This window comes from Brumimicrobium sp., assembly GCA_023957385.1.
GTDB lineage: Bacteria > Bacteroidota > Bacteroidia > Flavobacteriales_D > Crocinitomicaceae > Brumimicrobium.
In genome coordinates, this window is sequence record JAMLGZ010000001.1 from 146,845 (window position 1) to 167,236 (window position 20,392).

The 20,392-nt window shown below is 32.5% G+C and carries 22 protein-coding genes and 1 tRNA gene; 16 read left to right on the plus strand and 7 right to left on the minus strand.

Annotated features, from left to right (window positions below):
* Positions 1–8: 8 nt before the first annotated feature.
* The 8 genes from M9897_00600 to M9897_00635 all read left to right on the plus strand — a co-directional run bounded on the left by M9897_00600 (position 9) and on the right by M9897_00635 (position 7,279).
* Positions 9–428 carry an ATP-binding protein gene (locus M9897_00600; GenBank protein ID MCO5267378.1) on the plus strand — a complete coding sequence of 140 codons (420 nt, stop codon included), beginning with the start codon at positions 9–11 and terminating at the stop codon, positions 426–428.
* Between the two features lie 71 nt (positions 429–499).
* Complete coding sequence (gene ybeY, locus M9897_00605; GenBank protein ID MCO5267379.1) at positions 500–829, plus strand: rRNA maturation RNase YbeY; 330 nt, start codon at positions 500–502, stop codon at positions 827–829.
* A 27-nt stretch (positions 830–856) separates the two neighbouring features.
* A complete protein-coding gene (gene mnmG, locus M9897_00610) occupies positions 857–2,722 on the plus strand; it encodes a tRNA uridine-5-carboxymethylaminomethyl(34) synthesis enzyme MnmG (GenBank protein ID MCO5267380.1) in 1,866 nt (621 codons plus the stop codon).
* Between the two features lie 12 nt (positions 2,723–2,734).
* On the plus strand, positions 2,735–3,628 hold the full coding sequence (locus M9897_00615) for a class I SAM-dependent methyltransferase (protein ID MCO5267381.1): 894 nt from the start codon (positions 2,735–2,737) through the stop codon (positions 3,626–3,628).
* 291 nt (positions 3,629–3,919) lie between these two features.
* Positions 3,920–5,059 (plus strand): methionine aminotransferase, encoded by a 1,140-nt coding sequence (locus M9897_00620; protein MCO5267382.1) that lies wholly within the window; start codon positions 3,920–3,922, stop codon positions 5,057–5,059.
* Positions 5,047–5,814 carry a nitrilase family protein gene (locus M9897_00625; protein MCO5267383.1) on the plus strand — a complete coding sequence of 256 codons (768 nt, stop codon included), beginning with the start codon at positions 5,047–5,049 and terminating at the stop codon, positions 5,812–5,814. Before M9897_00620 ends, M9897_00625 begins: the two co-directional genes overlap by 13 nt.
* 16 nt (positions 5,815–5,830) lie before the next feature.
* Entirely contained in the window at positions 5,831–5,995 is a 165-nt protein-coding gene (locus M9897_00630) for a hypothetical protein (GenBank protein MCO5267384.1), read from the plus strand.
* 123 nt (positions 5,996–6,118) lie between these two features.
* On the plus strand, positions 6,119–7,279 hold the full coding sequence (locus tag M9897_00635; protein ID MCO5267385.1) for a retroviral-like aspartic protease family protein: 1,161 nt from the start codon (positions 6,119–6,121) through the stop codon (positions 7,277–7,279).
* A gap of 1 nt (position 7,280) precedes the next feature.
* Here M9897_00635 and M9897_00640 read toward each other — a convergent pair whose 3' ends face one another.
* The 3 genes from M9897_00640 to pheS are packed head-to-tail and all read right to left on the minus strand — an operon-like array spanning position 7,281 to position 9,752.
* A complete protein-coding gene (locus M9897_00640; GenBank protein MCO5267386.1) occupies positions 7,281–8,366 on the minus strand; it encodes a glutaminyl-peptide cyclotransferase in 1,086 nt (361 codons plus the stop codon).
* 1 nt (position 8,367) lies between these two features.
* Entirely contained in the window at positions 8,368–8,730 is a 363-nt protein-coding gene (ytxJ, locus tag M9897_00645) for a bacillithiol system redox-active protein YtxJ (GenBank protein MCO5267387.1), read from the minus strand.
* The gene (gene pheS / locus M9897_00650) at positions 8,730–9,752 is read right to left on the minus strand and encodes a phenylalanine--tRNA ligase subunit alpha (GenBank protein ID MCO5267388.1); all 1,023 of its coding nucleotides are present in this window, start codon (positions 9,750–9,752) and stop codon (positions 8,730–8,732) included. The genes ytxJ and pheS overlap by 1 nt, the downstream gene beginning before the upstream one ends.
* Positions 9,753–9,964: 212 nt before the next feature.
* Here pheS and M9897_00655 point away from each other — a divergent pair, with 212 nt between their 5' ends.
* The 7 genes from M9897_00655 to M9897_00685 all read left to right on the plus strand — a co-directional run bounded on the left by M9897_00655 (position 9,965) and on the right by M9897_00685 (position 13,964).
* Positions 9,965–10,342, plus strand: coding sequence for a hypothetical protein (locus M9897_00655; protein ID MCO5267389.1), 378 nt, complete (start codon positions 9,965–9,967; stop codon positions 10,340–10,342).
* A 73-nt stretch (positions 10,343–10,415) separates the two neighbouring features.
* Positions 10,416–10,796, plus strand: a complete 381-nt coding sequence (locus M9897_00660) for a hypothetical protein (protein ID MCO5267390.1) — start codon at positions 10,416–10,418, stop codon at positions 10,794–10,796.
* A gap of 130 nt (positions 10,797–10,926) precedes the next feature.
* Positions 10,927–11,013 (plus strand) — tRNA-Ser (locus M9897_00665).
* Between the two features lie 257 nt (positions 11,014–11,270).
* The gene (locus tag M9897_00670; protein ID MCO5267391.1) at positions 11,271–12,110 is read left to right on the plus strand and encodes a MotA/TolQ/ExbB proton channel family protein; all 840 of its coding nucleotides are present in this window, start codon (positions 11,271–11,273) and stop codon (positions 12,108–12,110) included.
* Positions 12,111–12,147: 37 nt separating this feature from the next.
* On the plus strand, positions 12,148–12,630 hold the full coding sequence (locus M9897_00675; GenBank protein ID MCO5267392.1) for a hypothetical protein: 483 nt from the start codon (positions 12,148–12,150) through the stop codon (positions 12,628–12,630).
* Between the two features lie 5 nt (positions 12,631–12,635).
* Positions 12,636–13,439: a biopolymer transporter ExbD gene (locus tag M9897_00680; GenBank protein ID MCO5267393.1), complete on the plus strand. Its 804-nt coding sequence runs from the start codon at positions 12,636–12,638 to the stop codon at positions 13,437–13,439.
* Positions 13,440–13,445: 6 nt separating this feature from the next.
* A complete protein-coding gene (locus M9897_00685) occupies positions 13,446–13,964 on the plus strand; it encodes a biopolymer transporter ExbD (GenBank protein MCO5267394.1) in 519 nt (172 codons plus the stop codon).
* Positions 13,965–14,032: 68 nt separating this feature from the next.
* Here the strand turns inward: M9897_00685 and M9897_00690 are convergent, their stop codons facing one another.
* Positions 14,033–14,638, minus strand: a complete 606-nt coding sequence (locus M9897_00690) for a deoxynucleoside kinase (protein MCO5267395.1) — start codon at positions 14,636–14,638, stop codon at positions 14,033–14,035.
* A gap of 131 nt (positions 14,639–14,769) precedes the next feature.
* On the opposite strand from M9897_00690, the gene M9897_00695 reads away from it, so the two are divergent.
* Positions 14,770–17,610 carry a PD-(D/E)XK nuclease family protein gene (locus tag M9897_00695; protein ID MCO5267396.1) on the plus strand — a complete coding sequence of 947 codons (2,841 nt, stop codon included), beginning with the start codon at positions 14,770–14,772 and terminating at the stop codon, positions 17,608–17,610.
* Positions 17,611–17,632: 22 nt separating this feature from the next.
* Here the strand turns inward: M9897_00695 and M9897_00700 are convergent, their stop codons facing one another.
* From M9897_00700 to accC, 3 genes are all read right to left on the minus strand, one after another.
* Positions 17,633–18,478, minus strand: coding sequence for a hypothetical protein (locus M9897_00700; protein MCO5267397.1), 846 nt, complete (start codon positions 18,476–18,478; stop codon positions 17,633–17,635).
* A 185-nt stretch (positions 18,479–18,663) separates the two neighbouring features.
* Positions 18,664–19,023: a hypothetical protein gene (locus tag M9897_00705; protein MCO5267398.1), complete on the minus strand. Its 360-nt coding sequence runs from the start codon at positions 19,021–19,023 to the stop codon at positions 18,664–18,666.
* Positions 19,024–19,046: 23 nt separating this feature from the next.
* Positions 19,047–20,381 (minus strand): acetyl-CoA carboxylase biotin carboxylase subunit, encoded by a 1,335-nt coding sequence (gene accC, locus M9897_00710; GenBank protein ID MCO5267399.1) that lies wholly within the window; start codon positions 20,379–20,381, stop codon positions 19,047–19,049.
* Positions 20,382–20,392: the final 11 nt, after the last annotated feature.

Genomic DNA, 20,392 nt, shown 5'->3' on the forward strand with positions numbered 1-20,392 from the left:
CATTTTGAATGGAAACTCACTATAAAGAAATTGAAACGACCTCATTTAATTCAGATATTCATAATATCAGTATAGCTGAATCTTTTATAGACACTGTTTGTAATGACTTATTAATTGATGAAGATAATTATGGTAATATTCTGATTGCGGTGACTGAGGCTGTAAATAATGCAATGCAGCACGGTAACAGGATGGATCAGTCAAAATTAATTCAGATTAGTGCTTTTTCTAATTCAGATGAATTGCGTTTTGTTATTAAAGATCAGGGAATTGGTTTTGACTTTAATTCTTTACCTGACCCTACAGCACCTGAGAACATTGAAAAGGAAACTGGGCGTGGTGTTTTTTTAATGCGCTCTTTGGCGGATGAAGTTGTTTTTGAAGATAATGGATCTAAAGTAACACTTATTTTTTCGTTACAAAAATGATTGATTTTCAATTTATAAATGTCACACCACCTAACTTAGATCATATACATAATTGGGTTTCTGAAGCTGTCTTGAATGAACAAAAAATCTTAGGAGATTTAGCGCTCGTTATTGGCACAGATGAATGGCTTCTAGAAATAAATCAACAATATTTACAACATGATTATTTTACTGATGTTATCACTTTCGATTACTGTTTTGATGATGTTGTTTCTGGTGATTTACTAATTAGTTTAGATAGAGTTTTTGATAATGCACAAACCTTTAATGTTTCACGTGAAACAGAACTGAACCGTGTTATAATTCATGGTGTTCTTCATTTGTGTGGTTATAAAGATAAAACAGAAGAGGATATTAAAATTATTCGAGAAAAAGAGGATTACTATCTTTCTCTGTTGTAATTTTGTTCCACGTGAAACAAATTTTTTATGCTTAAAGAATACGATGTTATAGTTGTTGGTGCGGGACATGCTGGTTGTGAGGCGGCAAATGTCGCGGGTAAGATGGGTATGTCTGTGTTGTTGGTAACTATGAATATGAATACTATCGCTCAAATGTCATGTAACCCAGCAATGGGAGGTGTTGCCAAAGGACAGATTGTTCGTGAAATTGATGCGTTAGGCGGTGGTTCTGGTATTGTCTCAGATAAGTCAGCTATTCAATTTCGAATGCTGAACAGAAGTAAAGGTCCTGCAATGTGGTCACCACGTACACAAAACGACAGGATGCGTTTTTCTGAAGAATGGCGTTTGCTTTTGGAACAAAATCCAAATGTTGATTTTTGGCAGGATATGGTAATGGGAATCATTACTCAATCTGGTAAAATTAAAGGTGTTAAAACTAGATTAGGTTTTGATATTTATGGTAAGACAGTTGTTCTTACGAGTGGAACGTTTATGAATGGTGTAATTCATATTGGAGAACGTAATTATGGAGGGGGAAGAGCAGGAGAATCAGCCTCTATTGGTATAACTGAAGATTTAGTAAAACTTGGTTTTGAAAGTGGTCGTATGAAAACAGGAACGCCCGCTCGAGTTGATGGAAGATCTTTAGACTATACTAAAATGGAGGTTCAAGAAGGAGATGAGAATCCTTCTAAGTTTAGCTTCTCTGACAAAACTAGTCCTTTAAGTAATCAAATTGCTTGTCATATTACATATACTAATGAGGAAACACATGATATCCTTAGAACTGGATTTGATAAGAGTCCTATGTTTGCTGGTAGAATTAAATCTGTTGGACCTCGTTATTGCCCAAGTATTGAAGATAAAATCAATCGTTTTGCTGAAAGAGAGCGCCATCAAATTTTTGTTGAACCAGAAGGATGGAATACAGTTGAGATTTATGTGAATGGATTTAGTTCTAGTTTACCTGAAGATGTACAATTGAAAGCTATGCATGCGATTCCAGGTTTTGAAAATGCAAAAATGTTCCGCCCGGGTTATGCAATAGAATATGATTATTTTCCACCTACTCAATTAAAATTTACTTTAGAAACAAAGTTAGTGGAGGGACTTTTCTTTGCAGGACAAATTAATGGAACCACAGGATATGAAGAAGCTGCTTGTCAAGGTTTGATGGCAGGTATTAATGCTGTTAAAAAAATTAGGGGAGAAGAAGCTGTTGTTTTAAAACGTTCAGAGGCATATATTGGTGTGCTTATTGACGATTTGATAACAAAAGGGACAAAAGAGCCTTATCGTATGTTTACTTCTCGTGCCGAACATAGGATATTATTGCGCCAAGATAATGCAGATTTACGCCTTTCACAATTAGGATATGAATTGGGAATTCTATCTGAAGAGGAAATTTTAAGGGTAAATAATAAAAGAAATCAGGTAGAAGATTTAAAGGATCAATTAACTAAAATTAGTATAACTCCTGAAAAGGTTAATAATCTCTTAGCGGCTAAAGGTTCAGCTTTGGTCGAACAATCTTTAAAATTGGGAAAGCTTCTTTCTAGACCTCATATTGAAATGGAGGATTTACTTCGTGTGAGTGAAAAATTATCCCATTATACTTTAGATTTGTCACAGGAAGTTATCGATCAAGCAGCTATTCAATTTAAGTATGAAGGATATATTAAAAGAGAGGAAGAGGTTGCAGAAAAATTGGTTAGATTAGAAGATTTAAGAATTCCGGATGCTATCGATTATAAAACCATTGCTAGTTTAAGCTCAGAAGCAGTGAATAAACTCTCTGACATCCGTCCTTCTTCTATTGGACAAGCTTCTCGAATTAGTGGGATTTCTCCAAGTGATGTAAATGTACTTTTAATTTATTTAGGGAGATAATATATTTAATTTATGAACAACTTAGAACATTGTCCAATTTGTAATGGAGTAGAGTTTAAAAAATTTTTAACACCTAAAGATCATCTTGTTTCTAAAAAGATATTTAAGATTGTGGAATGTGAGTCTTGTGGATTTCACTTCACAAATCCTATCCCTTCTAAAGAGAATATTGGTGATTATTATAAATCTTCAGATTATATTTCTCATAGTTCTACTTCTAAAGGTATTATAGATTGGATCTATATTCAAGTGAGAAAATATACTTTACAGAATAAAATCAATTGGGTTAAAAAAGTAGCTTCAGGTACTCATTTATTAGATATTGGTTCTGGAACTGGTCATTTCTTAAGTGTGGCTAATGAACAAGGATTTCAAGGGGTAGGTATTGAACCAGATGAAGGAGCAAGGAATTTTGCACACCGCTTTAATCAAGTTAGAAGTAGTGCACAAGAAGATTTATATGATATAGAGAATGATTCGTTCGATATTATTACTATGTGGCATGTATTAGAACATGTTTATGATTTGAAGAAGGATGTAAAAGTTATACATTCTATTTTGAAACCAGATGGAAGAGTATTTATTGCTGTGCCAAATATGAATTCTCTTGATGCTCGTCATTATAAAAAATATTGGGCTGCTTATGATGTTCCAAGACATCTTTATCATTTCAGAAAAATAGATGTAGTACGTTTAATGTTAGATCATGGTTTCGAATTAAAAAAAGTGATTCCTATGAAATTTGATGCTTTTTATATTTCTATGATTTCAGAACGTTATAGAAGTCGTTTACCTTTCTTTGGTTTTTTTGTTGGACTTGTTTCTAATCTACGTGCTAAAAAATTTGGATACTCTAGTCAAGTGTATGTTTTTGCTAAAAGCAAGAATAAATTGAACCTTAATTAAATTTTTAGAATCAATTTTGCATTTAAATAGGGTAAAATTCAATGATTTTATCCCAAATGATGGGTTGTGTTCAAAATTCTGAAATAAGCGATTTAATAAAGGCTTATTTTAATTGTCAAAATTAAATATATTTTAAATATAATTAATTGATTACCAACATGTTATATTAAAATAATGTCAAAATCTTATTTTTACTTAATATTTCTCACACTTTTTAAGATCACCATTAAATAAATTTGAATTCTCACATCTTTTTCTTTTTTTTGTTCTTATACCTTTTCCAATAATAAAATGAATTTAGTAAACTCAAAACTTCCGCATGTTGGAACAACCATTTTTTCAGTTATTTCAAAAATGGCTTCTGATTATGGTGCTATAAATTTGTCTCAAGGATTTCCAAATTTTCCAGTTGACTCCAAATTAATTGAAACCTATCAAGAGGTTATTCAGGGAGATTCACACCAATATCGCCCTATGCCTGGTTTACCCTCACTCTTAAATGCTATTTCTCAAAAAATCCAATTACACTATAATCGCTCTGTAAAAGAAGATACTGATATATTGGTTACTGCTGGTGCAACTCAGGCTATTTTTACTACAATTCAAGCACTAATTCACCCAGGTGATGAGGTTATTATTTTGGATCCTTCTTACGATAGTTACGCTCCAGCTGTTGAATTAGCAGGTGGTAAACCTATACACATAAATATGAATCCTGATTTTTCTATAGATTGGAATAAAGTAGAAAATGCTGTTACGAGTAAAACTAAATTATTGGTTTTTAATAATCCCCATAATCCAGGTGGAAAAATTTACGAAGAAGCTGATATTCAATCAATTGAAATAATTATGGAAAAATTTCCTCAATTATTTTTGCTTTCAGATGAAGTGTATGAGTTTATATATTTTGAGAAGCCACATATTTCTATACACACCAGAACGAATATTAGAGAGAGAGCTATAATAGTTTCTTCTTTTGGAAAAACGTTTCACGTGACAGGATGGAAAATAGGTTATCTAGTTGCTCCTGAATATATTTTAAAAGAAATAAAGAAGGTGCATCAATTTCTTGTTTTCTGCGTAAATAGCACTGCTCAAGAAACGCTTGCTCGTTATATTCCTCAAACAGATTTGTACGATTTAGGTAAATTTTATAAGGAAAAGAGAGATTTCTTTAGAACACGCATGAAAGGTAGTAAATTTGAGTTATTAGATTGTCAAGGTACTTACTTTCAAACGGCTAGATATAATGAAATTAGTAATTTAGGTGATGTTGAATTTGCTAAAGAAATGACGCAAAAACATGGAGTAGCTGTGATACCAGTATCTGTTTTTAATCGAGATGGACACGATGATCATTTGATTCGTTTTTGTTTTGCTAAAAATGAAGAAACAATTATTCAAGCAACAGAAAAATTATGCAAGATTTAAGAGTAACATTGGTTCAATGTCATCAGATTTGGGAGAATAAAACAGCAAACTTATCCCATTTTAGTAAACTTTTGGAAGAGGCTCAACCAGTCACTGATATTCTTATTTTTCCAGAGATGTTTCAAACGGGCTTCAGTATGAATGCCTCATCTTTAGCAGAAAGTATGAATGGCGAAAGCATTCTTTGGTTAACAGAAATGGCTCAAAAATATAATACTGCTGTCGTTGCTTCTCTGATTATTACAGAAAATAATTGTTTTTATAACCGGATGGTGTTTGTGGAACCAGATGGAACGATTACAAGCTACAACAAACGCAAACTTTTTGGATTGGCCTCGGAAGAGAAAACTTATACACCCGGTGAAGAAGAGGTCATATTAGTGTATAAAGGATGGAACATACGCTTACAAGTATGTTATGATTTGCGTTTTCCTGAAATCCAACGAAATAAAGTCACTGATGGTAAATATGATTATGATTTAATGATTAACGTGGCTAACTGGCCAGAAAAACGTAGTTTACATTGGAAAACTCTGCTAAGAGCACGAGCTATCGAAAATCAATGCTATCATGTAGGTGTAAATCGTGTTGGGGATGGAAATGGATTAAAATATTCGGGTGATTCAGCAGTTATTAATCCATTAGGAGAAGCCTTGGTTGATATTTTTCAAAATGAAAAAGTAGAAACGGTATTACTTTCTAAGAATCTTTTAGCAGAAGTGAGAGAACGAATGCCTTTTTTAAAAGATAGATAAACTTTAAATAAAATATATGATTACAAAAAAACGTCTAATTATTTTAGGTATTCTGCTTATGGTTGCAGGATTTGTCGCAGCGAATTTAGAAATTGATACGAAATGGCATTACTTTGGAACAGGAATCGAATTTGGTGTGGGTATTGCTTTATTAGTAGGGGGCTTACGCAGGAAGGAGTGAATGCGATGCTATATTTTAAATTTTCAAAAGAAATATTTTATAAATTTACAAATTGAAATTATGGTAGAGCCACATTTGAAATGTGAATCTACCTCATACAGTAACCTCTAGTATAGTTATATTATGAAAAAGATATTTATTTTTTTGATGTTAGTGTTTACCCTGAATTCTTGCATGATAAAATACAATCGTATGCTTATGACGGCTGTAAAAAAAGAGAAAATAGGCACACAAATGATTGCTTCAAGAAATGAATTTGGGTTTAGCATTATACCGATACAAATTAATAATAAAACATATCATTTTATTTTCGATACGGGAGCACAAGTGACTCTAATTTCTTCTCAATTGGTTGAAGAATTGGGCTTAAAACGATTAAGTCAAATTAAAATTTCTGATTCACAAGAAGCTAAAGATAAATTAGATATTTATAAAATAAACGAGGCATATATTGGAAATGTACACTATTCCAATATAGCTGTTGTAGCACATGATTTTAAGGATAATATGTTGTCTTGTATAAATATTGATGGCGTTTTGGGAATGAATATTATTGGATTATCAAATTGGGAAATTGATTATGAAAGAAAACAAATTACTCTTTTTGATATAGACTCAATAACAAATTATAATTCAGCCAATTATATTCAATTTAAGACAAAAAGTAATAGACCACTTCTCAAACTATTTGCAAATGGAAAAGAGGAGAACTTCTTACTGGATACAGGTAAAAACTCAGAGGAAATAGAACTTTCACATAAAAAGGATACTTCCGATATTATACGAACTACAATTGGATATACTTCATTCGGATTATTTGGAAAATCTAAGATAGATACCCTGCAAACCTTTTTTGGGACGCTGGCAGATAGTGCTTCGTTTGCTATTGATAAAGTAGTCTTTGAAAGTTCAAGTAACCCCGGGCTCTTAGTTGGAAATGGGTTTTTGATAAAGAATTTTGCTAGTGTGTTTTTTGATTTTAAAACGGATAGACTCTATTTTAAAAATAAGGAAAACAAATCTATTAATCTCAATTATTTCCCTATACGAGTTGCTGTATTAAATAATACTGCATTTGTTTCTTCATTAGATTTTGGGTTTTCCGACTTTGCTATTGGAGACACAATTATTGGTATTAATGATATGAGTATCGAAAACGGAAATTCCGCTTGTGATATTATTAATGCATATTGGAAGGCAAAGGCAACGGAAAGTTCTATTTCAGTAGCCGTTCTAAAAAATCAAGCCGTGATACGAAAAAAATATGAAATTATAACTCACTAGATTATTCCTCAATTAAGGCTATTTCTAATAAACTAGGCCATCTTTTGCCAGTAATAAATAGCTGCTTGGTTAAAGGATTATAAGCAATACCATTAAGAACTTCTCCTGTTTTTCTGTAATCTAATGTAATAGTAGTAGCATCAATTCTTCCAGTGACAATACCTGTAGAAGGGTCAATAATTACTATATAATTTTCAGTATAAACATTTGCATATATCTTCCCATTGATATATTCTAATTCATTTAGTCCACGAATTGGACCAGCGTTAGAGTAAACTTCTATTGTTTTCTGAATTGTAAAATTTTCAGGGTCTCTAAAATAAATCCGCTCCGAACCATCTGACATAATTATTTGTGTTCCATTGTTACATAGCCCCCAACCCTCTCCTGTATATGTTAATTGAGTTAATTCAGTGAAAGTATTTTTATCATACACAAAGCAGGTGTGTTCTTGCCAAGTAATTTGATATATTTTGTTGTTTAAGAGTGTAATACCTTCTCCAAAATACTTGTGATCTAACATCTTTTTTTGAAGTATTTCACCATTTTTTAGATTCACTTTTGCCAGCATACTCTCACCAGCTGTTCCATCTGCTCTTCCTCCTGTTCCTTCGTAAAGTTCACCATCACTAAATTCTAAACCTTGTGTATATGAACTGGTGTTATGTGGAAATTCTTGCACTACCTCAGCAGTATATTCTTTTGGAAACACATCAGGGAATATTTTTATAATTCTATTTTCTGTTTTTATTCCCTTATTTTTGGTTACTACTTTTAACGATATTTGATTTGTACCAATATTCCAATTGCGGGTGTTCACTTCAAATATTTTTTGCGCATCGGTTACATTCCCCTCATAAATACTAGTGTCTTTTGTAAAGATGGATATTTTTTCTATGTCATCTTCGGCCAATATTTCCAGACTAATACGTATAGTTTGTCCTCTTTGTACATTAGCATTATTAAAAGGTAAATCAAAACGAGCTGGAACTAAACTTCCTTTTTCAATGGTTTTATCATCCGTACAAGAGGTGATAAATAGAAGAGAAAGTAAACATACTCTGAAAAGTAACTTAGGTAATTTCATATTAAACCAAATTTTGAAAATCTTCGGCATTAATAGCACCATGATCCTCATCTAATAGCACCGTATTATTTTTTAAAAGTATCGCTTGTGGGGATTGATGAACTACATTTGTTTTCTCAGTAATTGCATTTGATACATCTCTATGCTTTAGTAAATCAATATAATATAAATTTACCGCTTCTGTTTCTTTCCAACCTGAATTAAATCTATTTAAAGCAGCCCTAGACACTGGACAGCGAGTGGAATGTTTAAAAAAAATCCCGGGTTTTTCTTGAGTAGATTGAAAAGCCTTTTCTAAGTCTTCTATAGATTGAATCTCTATCCAATTTATATTAGATTCCGTATTTGTTGTAAATAATCCCATTATAATGCAGATTTAAATTGTTTTAAAAAGCGAATATCATTCTCAGAGTACAAACGCAAATCATTTACTCGATATTTCAATTGAGCAATTCTTTCGATTCCCATTCCAAATGCAAAACCGCTATATACTTTTGAGTCTATACCTGAGGCATCCAACACACTTGGATCAACCATGCCACATCCCAAAATCTCTAACCACCCTGTATGCTTACATACATTACAACCATCGCCATTACAAATAGTACAGCTCACATCTACCTCTGCGCTTGGCTCTGTAAATGGAAAATATGAAGGACGCATTCTAATTTGTGCGTTTTTTCCAAACATTTCTTGTGCAAAGTATAATAGCGTTTGTTTTAAATCAGCAAAGGAAACATCTTTATCAATATATAAACCTTCAACTTGGTGAAAAAAGCAATGGGCACGTGCAGATATAGCTTCATTTCTATACACTCTTCCAGGAGAAATAGTTCGAATAGGTGGTGCATTAGTTTCCATTACACGCACTTGTACGGATGAGGTGTGAGTTCTTAAAGCCATTTCTCCCTTTTCATTTTTTACAAAAAAAGTATCTTGCATGTCTCTTGCAGGATGCTCAGGTGGAAAATTTAATGCAGAGAAATTATGCCAATCATCTTCTACTTCTGGACCTTCAGAAACTCCAAACCCGATACGTTCAAAAATAGAAATTATTTCATTTCTCACTAAACTAATAGGATGTCGTGCACCAATATTGGCAGGTTCACCTGGACGAGTAAAATCGAGTTCTTCTGTGGTTGAATTGGTTTCACTTAATTTTTCCTTAAACTGCTCAAATAAATTAGTAGCTTTATTTTTTAATTCATTGATATCCTGACCAACTTTCTTTTTTTCACTGTCCACCACATCTTTTAACTCAGCAAAAAGGGGTTTTAGGATGTTTTTAGTTCCTAAAAATTTTATTCGGAAAGCTTCTAAATGTTCTGTATTTTGAATATTGAAATTTTCAATTTCAGTAAGTAAATCTTTAATCTTTTGATGAATATCTGCCATTGTGTATTAATAGAGAATACAAATTTAGTAGATATTTTTTGAAAACAATAAAATTGTTTAATAAGCCTTGAGAATATATAATACTATTCATTTATACTTATTAACATAGTTTTTCTTTATTCATTGTGAATAACTATTTTCTAAAAAAAAATAGAAGAAAAAATTTTAACCCTATTTTTGTTGAGTATTGTATTGAAACCAACATGAAAGCAAAAACCGTTTTATTTTTCTGCCTAGTATCCGTTTTATTATTATCGACAACGGCGTGTAACAAAAACAAAGACACAGTTATTAAAGTATTTGTACATAATTCTCAAAACAATATTGAGCCAGATGCTTTTGTTAAAGTGGTCGGGGATAAAGATAAAGGCACAGCAGAATTTTATAAAGAAGAAAAAACAAATAGTTCAGGTTTTGCCTTAATTAATGTCAGCGAGGTTTTTAAAGACATGAAAAAAGGTGACGATAATGTTGCTTATTTTTATATCTATGCTAGTGATGCATCCAAAGTATTTACTTCTAAACCTATTCGTGTTAGAGCTTTTATTACTAACTCTGAAACAATTACACTCAATAAATAGCAACCTTTTTTTAAATAATTCGTTAGAGGTATAAGAGAAGTTTATTATCTTTACTTTTAGAAACTAAAAAATTATGAAAAAATATATTATTACTGCAGGAATTTTTGTGTTCTTATTTGGTATGATTGCTACTATTAGCTCTTGCCGTAAAAAAGCAGATACTATTGCACAAATTACAGTGAGAGATACAGCAAAAGCCTTGGTATCTGGTGCGAGAGTAATTCTTTATGGTACTTCCACAACTGATCCAATTCAAGCTGTTGTAAGACGAGACACTGCTTATACAAATTCTTCAGGCGTGGCAACATTTAACTACAATGATGTATATCAATTGGGTCAAGCCGGTGTAGCAGTATTAAACATTCGTGCTGAGAAGGGAGCTTTATATGGTAATGGAATTATTAAAATTACAGAAGAGCAAGAAAATTATGCAAAGGTTTTTATTAAACCTTAATAAATAGAAAATTAAATTAAAAACCCCGCAAAAAGCGGGGTTTTTTCGTATATATCAAAATAAATTACAACGAACGAGATAGTTTAAATTTTTTTGTACTTTAGTCCCCGCAAAAATGGACAAAATTAAAGGAGAGGTGTCCGAGTGGTTGAAGGAGCTACCCTGGAAAGGTAGTATACGGGCAACTGTATCGAGGGTTCGAATCCCTCTCTCTCCGCAACGTTAGTGAAGGAAGAAGGGATGAGAACCTCAGGGTTCGTGCCGAAGCGAAGCGAAGACCAGCGAAGCTAATCCCTCTCTCTCCGCAACGTTAGTGAAGGAAGAAGGGATGAGAACCCAAGGGTTCGTGCCGAAGCGAAGCGAAGACCAGCGAAACTAATCCCTCTCTCTACATTAATTTTGTTGTTTTTTAATTATTATTTAGAAATATTTATAATTTTACAAAATCGAAAACAAAAAAATAACCTTTTGAACATGAAAAAAATAATTAGTTCTTTAGCAATTGCCGGAATGTTGACTTTCGGAATTAGTACAATAACTTTTGCACAAGAGGCAGAAGCAAATGACGCACAAACAGAGCAAGTAGAAGCAATTTCTGATACATCAGGTGATATAGCTGATGCTTCTGTTGATCAAGCTGTGGAAACAATGGAGTCTGCACCAGCAGATTCTGAAACAGGATTTGTTGCTATGTTAAAAAAGAAGTTTATTGAAGGGGATCCATTTTGGATGGGTACTGTATTGGTATGTTTAATTATCGGTGTTGCTCTTTGTATTGAGAGAATCGTATATCTAAACCTATCTTCTATTAATACAAATAAATTCCTTAGTGATATTGAAGATTTATTAGCAAAAGGAAAAGTAGATGATGCAAAAGAACTTTGTCGTAATACTAGAGGTCCTATTGCTTCTATTTTCTACCAAGGCTTATCACGTGTAAATGAAGGAGTTGATTCTGTTGAGAAAACAGTTGTTTCCTATGGTGGGGTACAAATGGGATTACTTGAAAAAGGTATTCCTTGGATTGCACTTTTCATCGCTCTTTCTCCGATGTTAGGGTTCATGGGAACGGTTGTCGGAATGATTTTTGCATTCGAAAAGATTGTAGAAGATGGTCAGGTATCTCCAATTACTGTTGCAGGTGGTATCCAGGTGGCATTGTTAACTACCGTATTCGGATTGATTGCGGCAATTATCCTACAGATTTTCTATAACTACATTATTGCTAAGGTTGATGGAATTGTTAACGAAATGGAAAACTCTTCTATTACTTTAGTAGATATGCTAATTAAACATAAAGTTGGTCAGGCTTAATTAATTTAAACTGATAACTTAATTAAATTGTTAGACTATGGATAACGAGAAAAAATTAAATCTCCTCGGGTTAATTATAAAAATTGTATTTGCTGTTCCAGCTTTAATACTAAGTTTTATAGTTATGACATCCGGTGTTACAGGAGATAGCGATGAAACAGCTAAACAAGGTTTAATGGATAGCGTTTCTTTTAGTGGGGCTATTAACATCAGTATTTTGGCCACTGTAATTGCTATCTTTTTGGTAATACTTTTCTTTGCGCTTACTTTGGTCTCAAGACCTAAAGAGGGTATTAAATCAATAGCAGGTATTATTATTTCTTTTGTTTTATTCTTTGTTCTTTATTTTATTGGAACAAATGATACAATAGAGTCCCTTAATGTAGTAGGTGATATTGTAGCTAGCAAAGCTACTATGAACTTTGTACACGCTGGTATCTGGACAGCTATCATTGGTATGATTGTTTGTTCTCTAATTGCCATGCTAATGGGGTTTATTATGAAATTTATTAAAAATTAATATTCATGGCAAAGCGCGAAGCTCCGGAAATTAATGCAGGATCTATGGCGGATATCGCCTTTCTCTTGCTTATATTCTTCCTTGTAACCACTACAATGGATAAAGATGTTGCTTATCTGCGTAAGATTCCAAAAAAGGTGGAAACTGAAACTCCTCAAACTCCAATTCAAGAAAAGAATATTTATAAGATTACCATAAACAGTAGAAACGATATTCGTGCACGCGACTCTATTATTAAACCCGAAGATATTGGAACGCTAAATAATAAAATTAAACACTTTTATTTAGTGAATAGAGATAAAAAAGAAGGACGTGAACAAGATTATCCTTACTACGCTTTCGGTACCATTGACCTCTATCAAACTAATTTGGATGCTCAAATTAACCGTTTGGATGCATTAGAATCTGTGAAAGATAGAGATGATAAAACTGAAAAAATGATTGCACAGGCAGAAGATGCTATTGCTAAATGGAAAGATAAATTGGAGATGATGAAAATGTATGTGCAATACAGTGGTAAAAGAGAGATGCCTGAAATCTCTTTCGAAGCTCATATACGTTTGGAATCTTTTAATGACACAGATTATTCAGCGTATGTAGCTGTACAGTCAGAGGTTCAAAAAGCTGTAACAGAATTACGTGATAAAGAAGCAAAAGAACTTTTTAATACTACGTACACTGCTATGCAACAAACTACACAGCAGTTGGCTACAGAGGATACTCCTGAACTAAGACAGATAAAGCAAAGAATGGAATTAATTGAAACATTATTCCCTTTGAAATTGATTGAGGTTAAACCAAAACGATAAAAGATTATGTCTAAATTTAGAAAAAAAGAGGGAAGTTCTGCTCCTGGTATTAATACCTCATCACTACCTGATATCGTATTTATGTTGTTATTCTTCTTCATGGTTGCAACGACAACTAAAGAAGTTGACCCGTTGGTAAAGATTGACCCAGCACAAGGTTCGGGATTATCTGATTTAACACCATTTAAACAACGTTCTGAAGTTGATTTTGTATATATGGGAGAACCACTCAGTGGAGATGATTCTAAGTTCTATAAAGGTGTAGCAGTTCAATACGATGGTATCTTACATCAGGATGGAATTGAATATATTGGTCAATGGAAATTAAATAAATTTAAAGAAAAACCAGCTGAAATGACCGCTCCTAAAGAGAATGTTATAACTTGCTTTAAAGCAGATGAAACTGTTCCAATGGAGTTAATTTTTAAAGCAAGAGGAATTCTTCAAGACCTTGATTTTAACTCGATTGCTTATGGGGCTCAAGAGATGGGTAATAAACATGAGTATCGTATTAGAACAAAATAGTACTTTGTTATGAAGAGAATAAAAAAAGGCAGCAATCGCTGCCTTTTTTATTGCTATATGTTTTAATTCTATACAGGCATCTGTATATTTATTTTTTCTATTACTTTCAGTATATCCTCTTCTTTAAATGGATTATATGAACGAGCGTCAATTACTACTTTTTCAGATAAATCATACTTTTCATACCATTCATTGTATTTTTCGTTGAGACGTTTCCAATAATGAACGGGCGTACTTTGTTCCATGCCTCTTCCTCTCAGTTGTATTCTTTCTACAGCCGTATCTACATCACAATGTATGTAAACCAATTTTTGCGGTTTCGATACGTGTTCTAACATATTATCTAATAATGTAGAATAGGTTTCATATTCTTCATCTGTCATAAATCCATCTTCATTTAACATAGAAGCAAATATCCTATCTCCGAATATAGAACGATCTAAAAATGCTAATTCTCCACACTCAGAAATCTCTTTAATCATACGAAAACGCTCGTTTAAGAAGTGAATTTGAAGCGTAAATGCCCATCGTTTTTTATCCGCATAGAAGCGCTCAAGAAGATTCATTGTATAATCTTTTTGCAATTCTTCGTATAGTGGAATATCCATGTATTTTGCTAATTGCTTACCTAATGTGGTTTTGCCACAACCAACTACACCATCTATAAGTATCATATCTTGAATTTTTTGGAAAATTACACTATTCAACTTGGAGGAAAAAAAATAATTGATTCTTTTTATCCACGTTGTATTAACATTTGTTTTATCTGAAATAAAATTTCTATTTTTAGAATCTAGTTATTACCATGATTCCCTTCATTGAAAAAATTGCAAATTATATCTATGAAAATGATCTTCCTTTAGAACATTTACAGATTATTTTACCGTCTCAACGAGCAAAAAAATACTTGCAACGTGCTCTTTATAGGAGATATAATAAACCTATTTTTTCTCCGCATATTTTAACGATGAATTCGTGGGTACACCAATTATCACCCCAGCCTATTATTGATTCTACTCGCGCTGTCTTTAAGCTATATCATATTCATTTAGAAATAGAAAAAAAAGAACCTCAGTCAATTGATGAATTTCTGAAATGGGCAAATATACTTTTGAGTGATTTTGATGAAATAGATCGTTATCTTATAAATAATATAGATTTATTTAAAAATCTACAAGATATTAAGGAAATTGAAAATTGGAGTTTTGACTCTACTAATGAACTTTCTGAAGGACAAAAACGCTTTATGCAATTTTGGGATTTGCTAAAAGACTATTATAAGCTGTTTAATGAGCAATTAGAGCGTGATAACGAGACTTACATGGGGAAAGCATATAAACACCTTTCCAATCATCTCGAAACTGTTTTTAAAGAGGATAAAGAGGCCTATTTTATCTTTGCAGGATTCAATGCCTTATCTCCAGCAGAATTGAGTATCATTAAACAACTTCACAAAATGGGGAGGGCAAAGGTTTTTGTCGATGGTGATTCGTATTACATAAACAACACTACACATGAAGCTGGGTATTTTTTGAGAAACCTAATAAAAAAAATTGATACACCCAATCTTCCTTTTATAGAGAATCAAATAGCAGAAGGTACAAAAAAGATTAAGTTGTACAATTGTGTTCAAGCAACAGGTCAAGCTAAAGTAAGCGCTTCTATTTTATATAATCAGATTCCTGCCAATGAGTTTTCTGACACTTTATTATTGTTGGCAGATGAGAAACTCATTGTTCCTGTCATTAAGAATATTCCCCAAAATGTAGGTGTTACCAATATTACACTTGGATTGCCTCTTAAAAATACAGCACTAAAATCTTGGACGGAACTTTTATTTAAAGTACAAGAACATTTTACGCAATTTAAAAACAAACAAATTTATCATAAAGACTTTATTCGATTTATTAAACATCCTTTTGTTATTGCATTTTGTAGTGATGAAGAAAAAGAACAATTAAGTAGAGTAGAGGCAACTCTTCTCGCAAAGAATTGGATTTTTATATTTGCTAAAAACCTTGAAATTAGTACGCGTTTACGTAAATTAATAGAATTGTTTTTTACTCCATGGACTTTACCTATAAAAACTCTTCCACTTGAGATTGACCAATTAAATCAATTCATTTTTAGTGGCTTGGATAAGGATAAGTTCAAACTTGAACGTGCTATCATTTATCATTTTAGTCAAGCTATCCAACAACTTACCAGTATATTGGATGAGTTTAGAATGACGTTACATTTGGGGACTTTTAAATTACTATTTAATCAACATTGGATCAATGAAAGCGTTGCATATTATGGTAATCCACTTGAAGGATTGCAAGTAATGGGATTGCTTGAAACACGTTTATTGGATTTTAAAAATGTACTTATAGTAGGCTTAAACGAAGGAAATTTACCTCCAACGAACCTGTTGCAAACTTTGATACCAATGGACTTGCGTAAATTTCATGGATTGCCTACACCAAAGGAAAAACAAGGTTTATTTGCCCACCATTTTTATCGTCTTCTACACCAAGCACAAAATATTTGGATAACCTATTCCTCGGCTGATAGAGACTTGGGCGGTATAGACGAACCTTCTCGCTATATTTTACAACTCGAATTGGAATTAGCTAAGAAAGCGCCTAATATCACTATTCAAAAATATGATTATATCGTTGGAGATAGTGAGAAAAATAACAGTCAAATTGTCGTAGAAAAAACTGCACCTGTACTTGCTCGGTTGGATGAATATTTTTTACATAAGACCTCTGCTTCTGCTTTAAAAACAGCTCTTACTTGTTCCCTAGATTTTTATTATAAGTATTTAATAGGCATGGGAGAAGAGAAAATTGTAGAGGAGGATATGGAGTCTAATACCTTTGGTAGTTTTGTACATAGCACCTTGGAAGAATTATACGGTAAATTTGCTCAGTTTAATAAAAAGGGTGAATCTTTATCTCCTCGTAAGTTAACTGAACTTGATTATGAAGATTTTATAAATCGACAAAAAGATATCTTAAGTAATAAATTCAATAAATTCTTTAATATATCTAATAATCAACATGTTGAAGGTAAAAATTATTTAAGTTTAGAGATGGCTTCTTATCTCATGGAGCAATTGCTAAAAAAAGAAAGAAAGGAGTTTAAAAATGAAGGTGGATTGATTATCAATAGTGTTGAAAGAGAATTAAAAAAGACACTACATTTATCCATTAACGGGGTAATTAAAGAAATTAATTTTATTGGTATTTTAGATAGAATTGATGAAGTGAAGGGGTTAAAGCGAATTATTGATTATAAAACCGGTAAATGTGAAAGAAATGATGTTATAATAAGCGGAAAATCTAAGCAATTTGAAACAGATGACGGTAAGGTTCAATACATGTTAGACCAATTGAAAACGCGTAAATATGTATTTCAGTTATTGGTATATAATATGCTTTTTTACCAAGAATTCGGATATTACCCTGACAGAGTGGGGATTGTTTCACTTGTTAATTTGAAAGAGAGTCCATTCTATCTAATAAATGATTTTACTGATACTTTTGAAGAACTTATGGAGCTGTTTGAAAAGGCATTAACTCTTCTTATCACAAATTTATACGATACAAATATTCCATTTGTACATGATGATAAAGCCTTGTATTGTGGGTATTGTTAAGTAATCTATTTAACTTTCTCCATTACCACTTCGGACAAGTATCACATCCATTTGAGCTAGTAAATAAAGAGAATCCTAAACTTATATTAGGAGATAAAAACCCTAATTTTTGAATAGCAAAGGATTCAGCGTTATTACCTGTTTTAATTTTGTTCTGACTTAAATAGCCACCATCTAAACCTAATTGTAAAAAAACATGTTGCCAAAAATCAAAACGTAAACCAATATTAGCAGCAATTCCTAATCCTCCAAACGAGGAAATGCTTTGCTTTGTTATTCCATTAAAAGTATAATCTATTTTGGTTTGAATTCCTCCAATTTTTAGTCCATAAACAGTCTGAAATGAGAAAGCTCCTGTTCTTGACTTTATCCATTCATCGGCACGCTGTACTCCAAGCGCAAAATAATTCATTCCTTGTCGTTGCTGTATATTAAAATCATTTCGACGAAGGATAATCGGTAGGTTTGTGTAAGTTCCAGTATATGTTTCATTACTCTCAGGGGCAAAAGTTCCATCTAATTGTATCGATTGGTTATCTACAAAGAATGTATTGTATCTATCATAACTCACTATTATTGCCCACTTATTAGCGATATAATATCCCAATTTAGCTCCAAATTGAGGGGAAGAGGTAGATATAAAACTTGCTATTCCTTTCCCTTCTATGTTATCTCTAATCTGAACATTTTTAAGCGTTATAGTATAGTTGGTATTGTGTAATTCTACGTCTGATCTTGAATAAACACTGCTGTTGTAGGAAAATTGCCCAAAAAGAGCTCCCTTTCCATTTGTGCTCCACTTTGATTTTAATTGAGCATTTGAAACCAATGTGGAAAATAACCAAAGTGATAAAACAATATAACGCATATATCTCATGGGAGTAAAAATAAAATTATTTTAGGATAGAAACCCAAATAATGTGAGATTATTATATTTCTCTTTGATTAACACCCTATCTATTTTAAAATCGCTATGAAATTATCTTTATTACTAGTATTTAACAAAAAAAACCGAGCTATTTGGCTCGGTTTTTTACTTTTAATAATCTTTCATTAATACAATGCTTCTTTTAAGCTTGTACGGTATTCTTTGATTTCCTCTCGGTTCACTTTATTATCAGAATGAAGCATTAGGCTCAATAGATTTAATAAATTCTCTTTATCATCAAATTCAATTGGATATTCACCTCCTTCTTCATCTTCTTCCCAAATTGCTTGCACATCATATGCTTTATTAGCTTCTAAATACTCATAAGATAAACGAGTAACTTTGGCTAATAGAGGATCTTCTTCTTTTAAAGCTTGTTCTCTCAATTCCTTTAATTCCTCAATTAATTTCTTTGCAAGAACGCCCTCTTTTTCTACTAAAGCTATGACTTTCTCAATTTGTTTATTTGCTTTTCCGGTTTTCATCTTTTTAATTTATTGAATGTTGGTTAGAATTTAAAATCTTCCATGAATTTTGTTGTAAATTCTCCCTTTCTAAATTTTTCGTTTTTCATTAATGCTTGGTGGAAGGGTATTGTTGTTTTTACTCCTTCAATAATGTATTCATCTAAAGCACGTTGCATGGTTAAAATAGCTTCCTCTCTTGTTTGAGCAACTACAATTAATTTCGAAATCATTGAGTCATAATAGGGAGGAATAGTGTAGCCTGCATATACATGCGTGTCAATACGCACACCGTGTCCACCTGGTGCATGATACTCTGAAATTTTTCCAGGACATGGTCTAAAATCATTATAGGGATCCTCTGCATTGATTCGACATTGAATAGCATGCATGATAGGTTCATAATTTTTACCACTTATTTTGTCTCCAGCTGCAATCTTAATTTGCTCTTTTATTAAGTCAAAATTGATTACTTCTTCTGTAATAGTATGTTCTACTTGTATACGAGTATTCATTTCCATAAAATAGAAATCTCTATTCTTATCCACTAAGAATTCTATCGTACCTACACCCTCATATTTCACAGCCTTTGTTGCCTTAATAGCAGCTTCTCCCATCTTTTTACGCAATTCTTTTGTCATAAATGGTGAAGGAGTTTCTTCCACTAATTTTTGGTGACGGCGTTGAATAGAACAATCTCTTTCAGAAAGGTGACAGGCATTACCGTATTGGTCTCCAGCAATTTGAATTTCGATATGGTGAGGTTCTTCAATATACTTCTCCATATAAATCCCATCATTACCAAAGGCAGCTTTCGCCTCTTGTTTTGCAGAATCCCAATGGTGTTCCATTTCATCAGCATTCCATACGATACGCATACCTTTACCTCCACCGCCGGCTGTTGCTTTTATGATAACAGGATATTTAATTTTTTCGGCTGTAGTGTATGCATCATTTAAATCTTTTACCAATCCTTTTGACCCGGGAATACATGGAACGCCTGCTTTAATCATGGTAGCTTTTGCATTGGATTTATCTCCCATAGCATCAATTTGCTCTGGAGTAGCTCCAATAAATTTTACACCATTTTCTTGACAAACTTTAGAGAATTTTGCATTCTCTGAAAGAAAACCATACCCCGGATGAATGGCATCTGCATTTGTTATCTCTGCAGCAGCCATAATATTTGGAATATTTAAATAAGAATCTGCGCTTTTGGCAGGTCCTATACAAATTGCTTCATCGGCAAAACGAACATGTAAGCTATCTTTATCAGCTGTGCTATATACAGCAACTGTTTTGATACCCATTTCTTTGCATGTTCTAATAATGCGCAAAGCTATTTCACCTCTATTGGCTACTAATATCTTTTTAAACATACCTTTTGGAT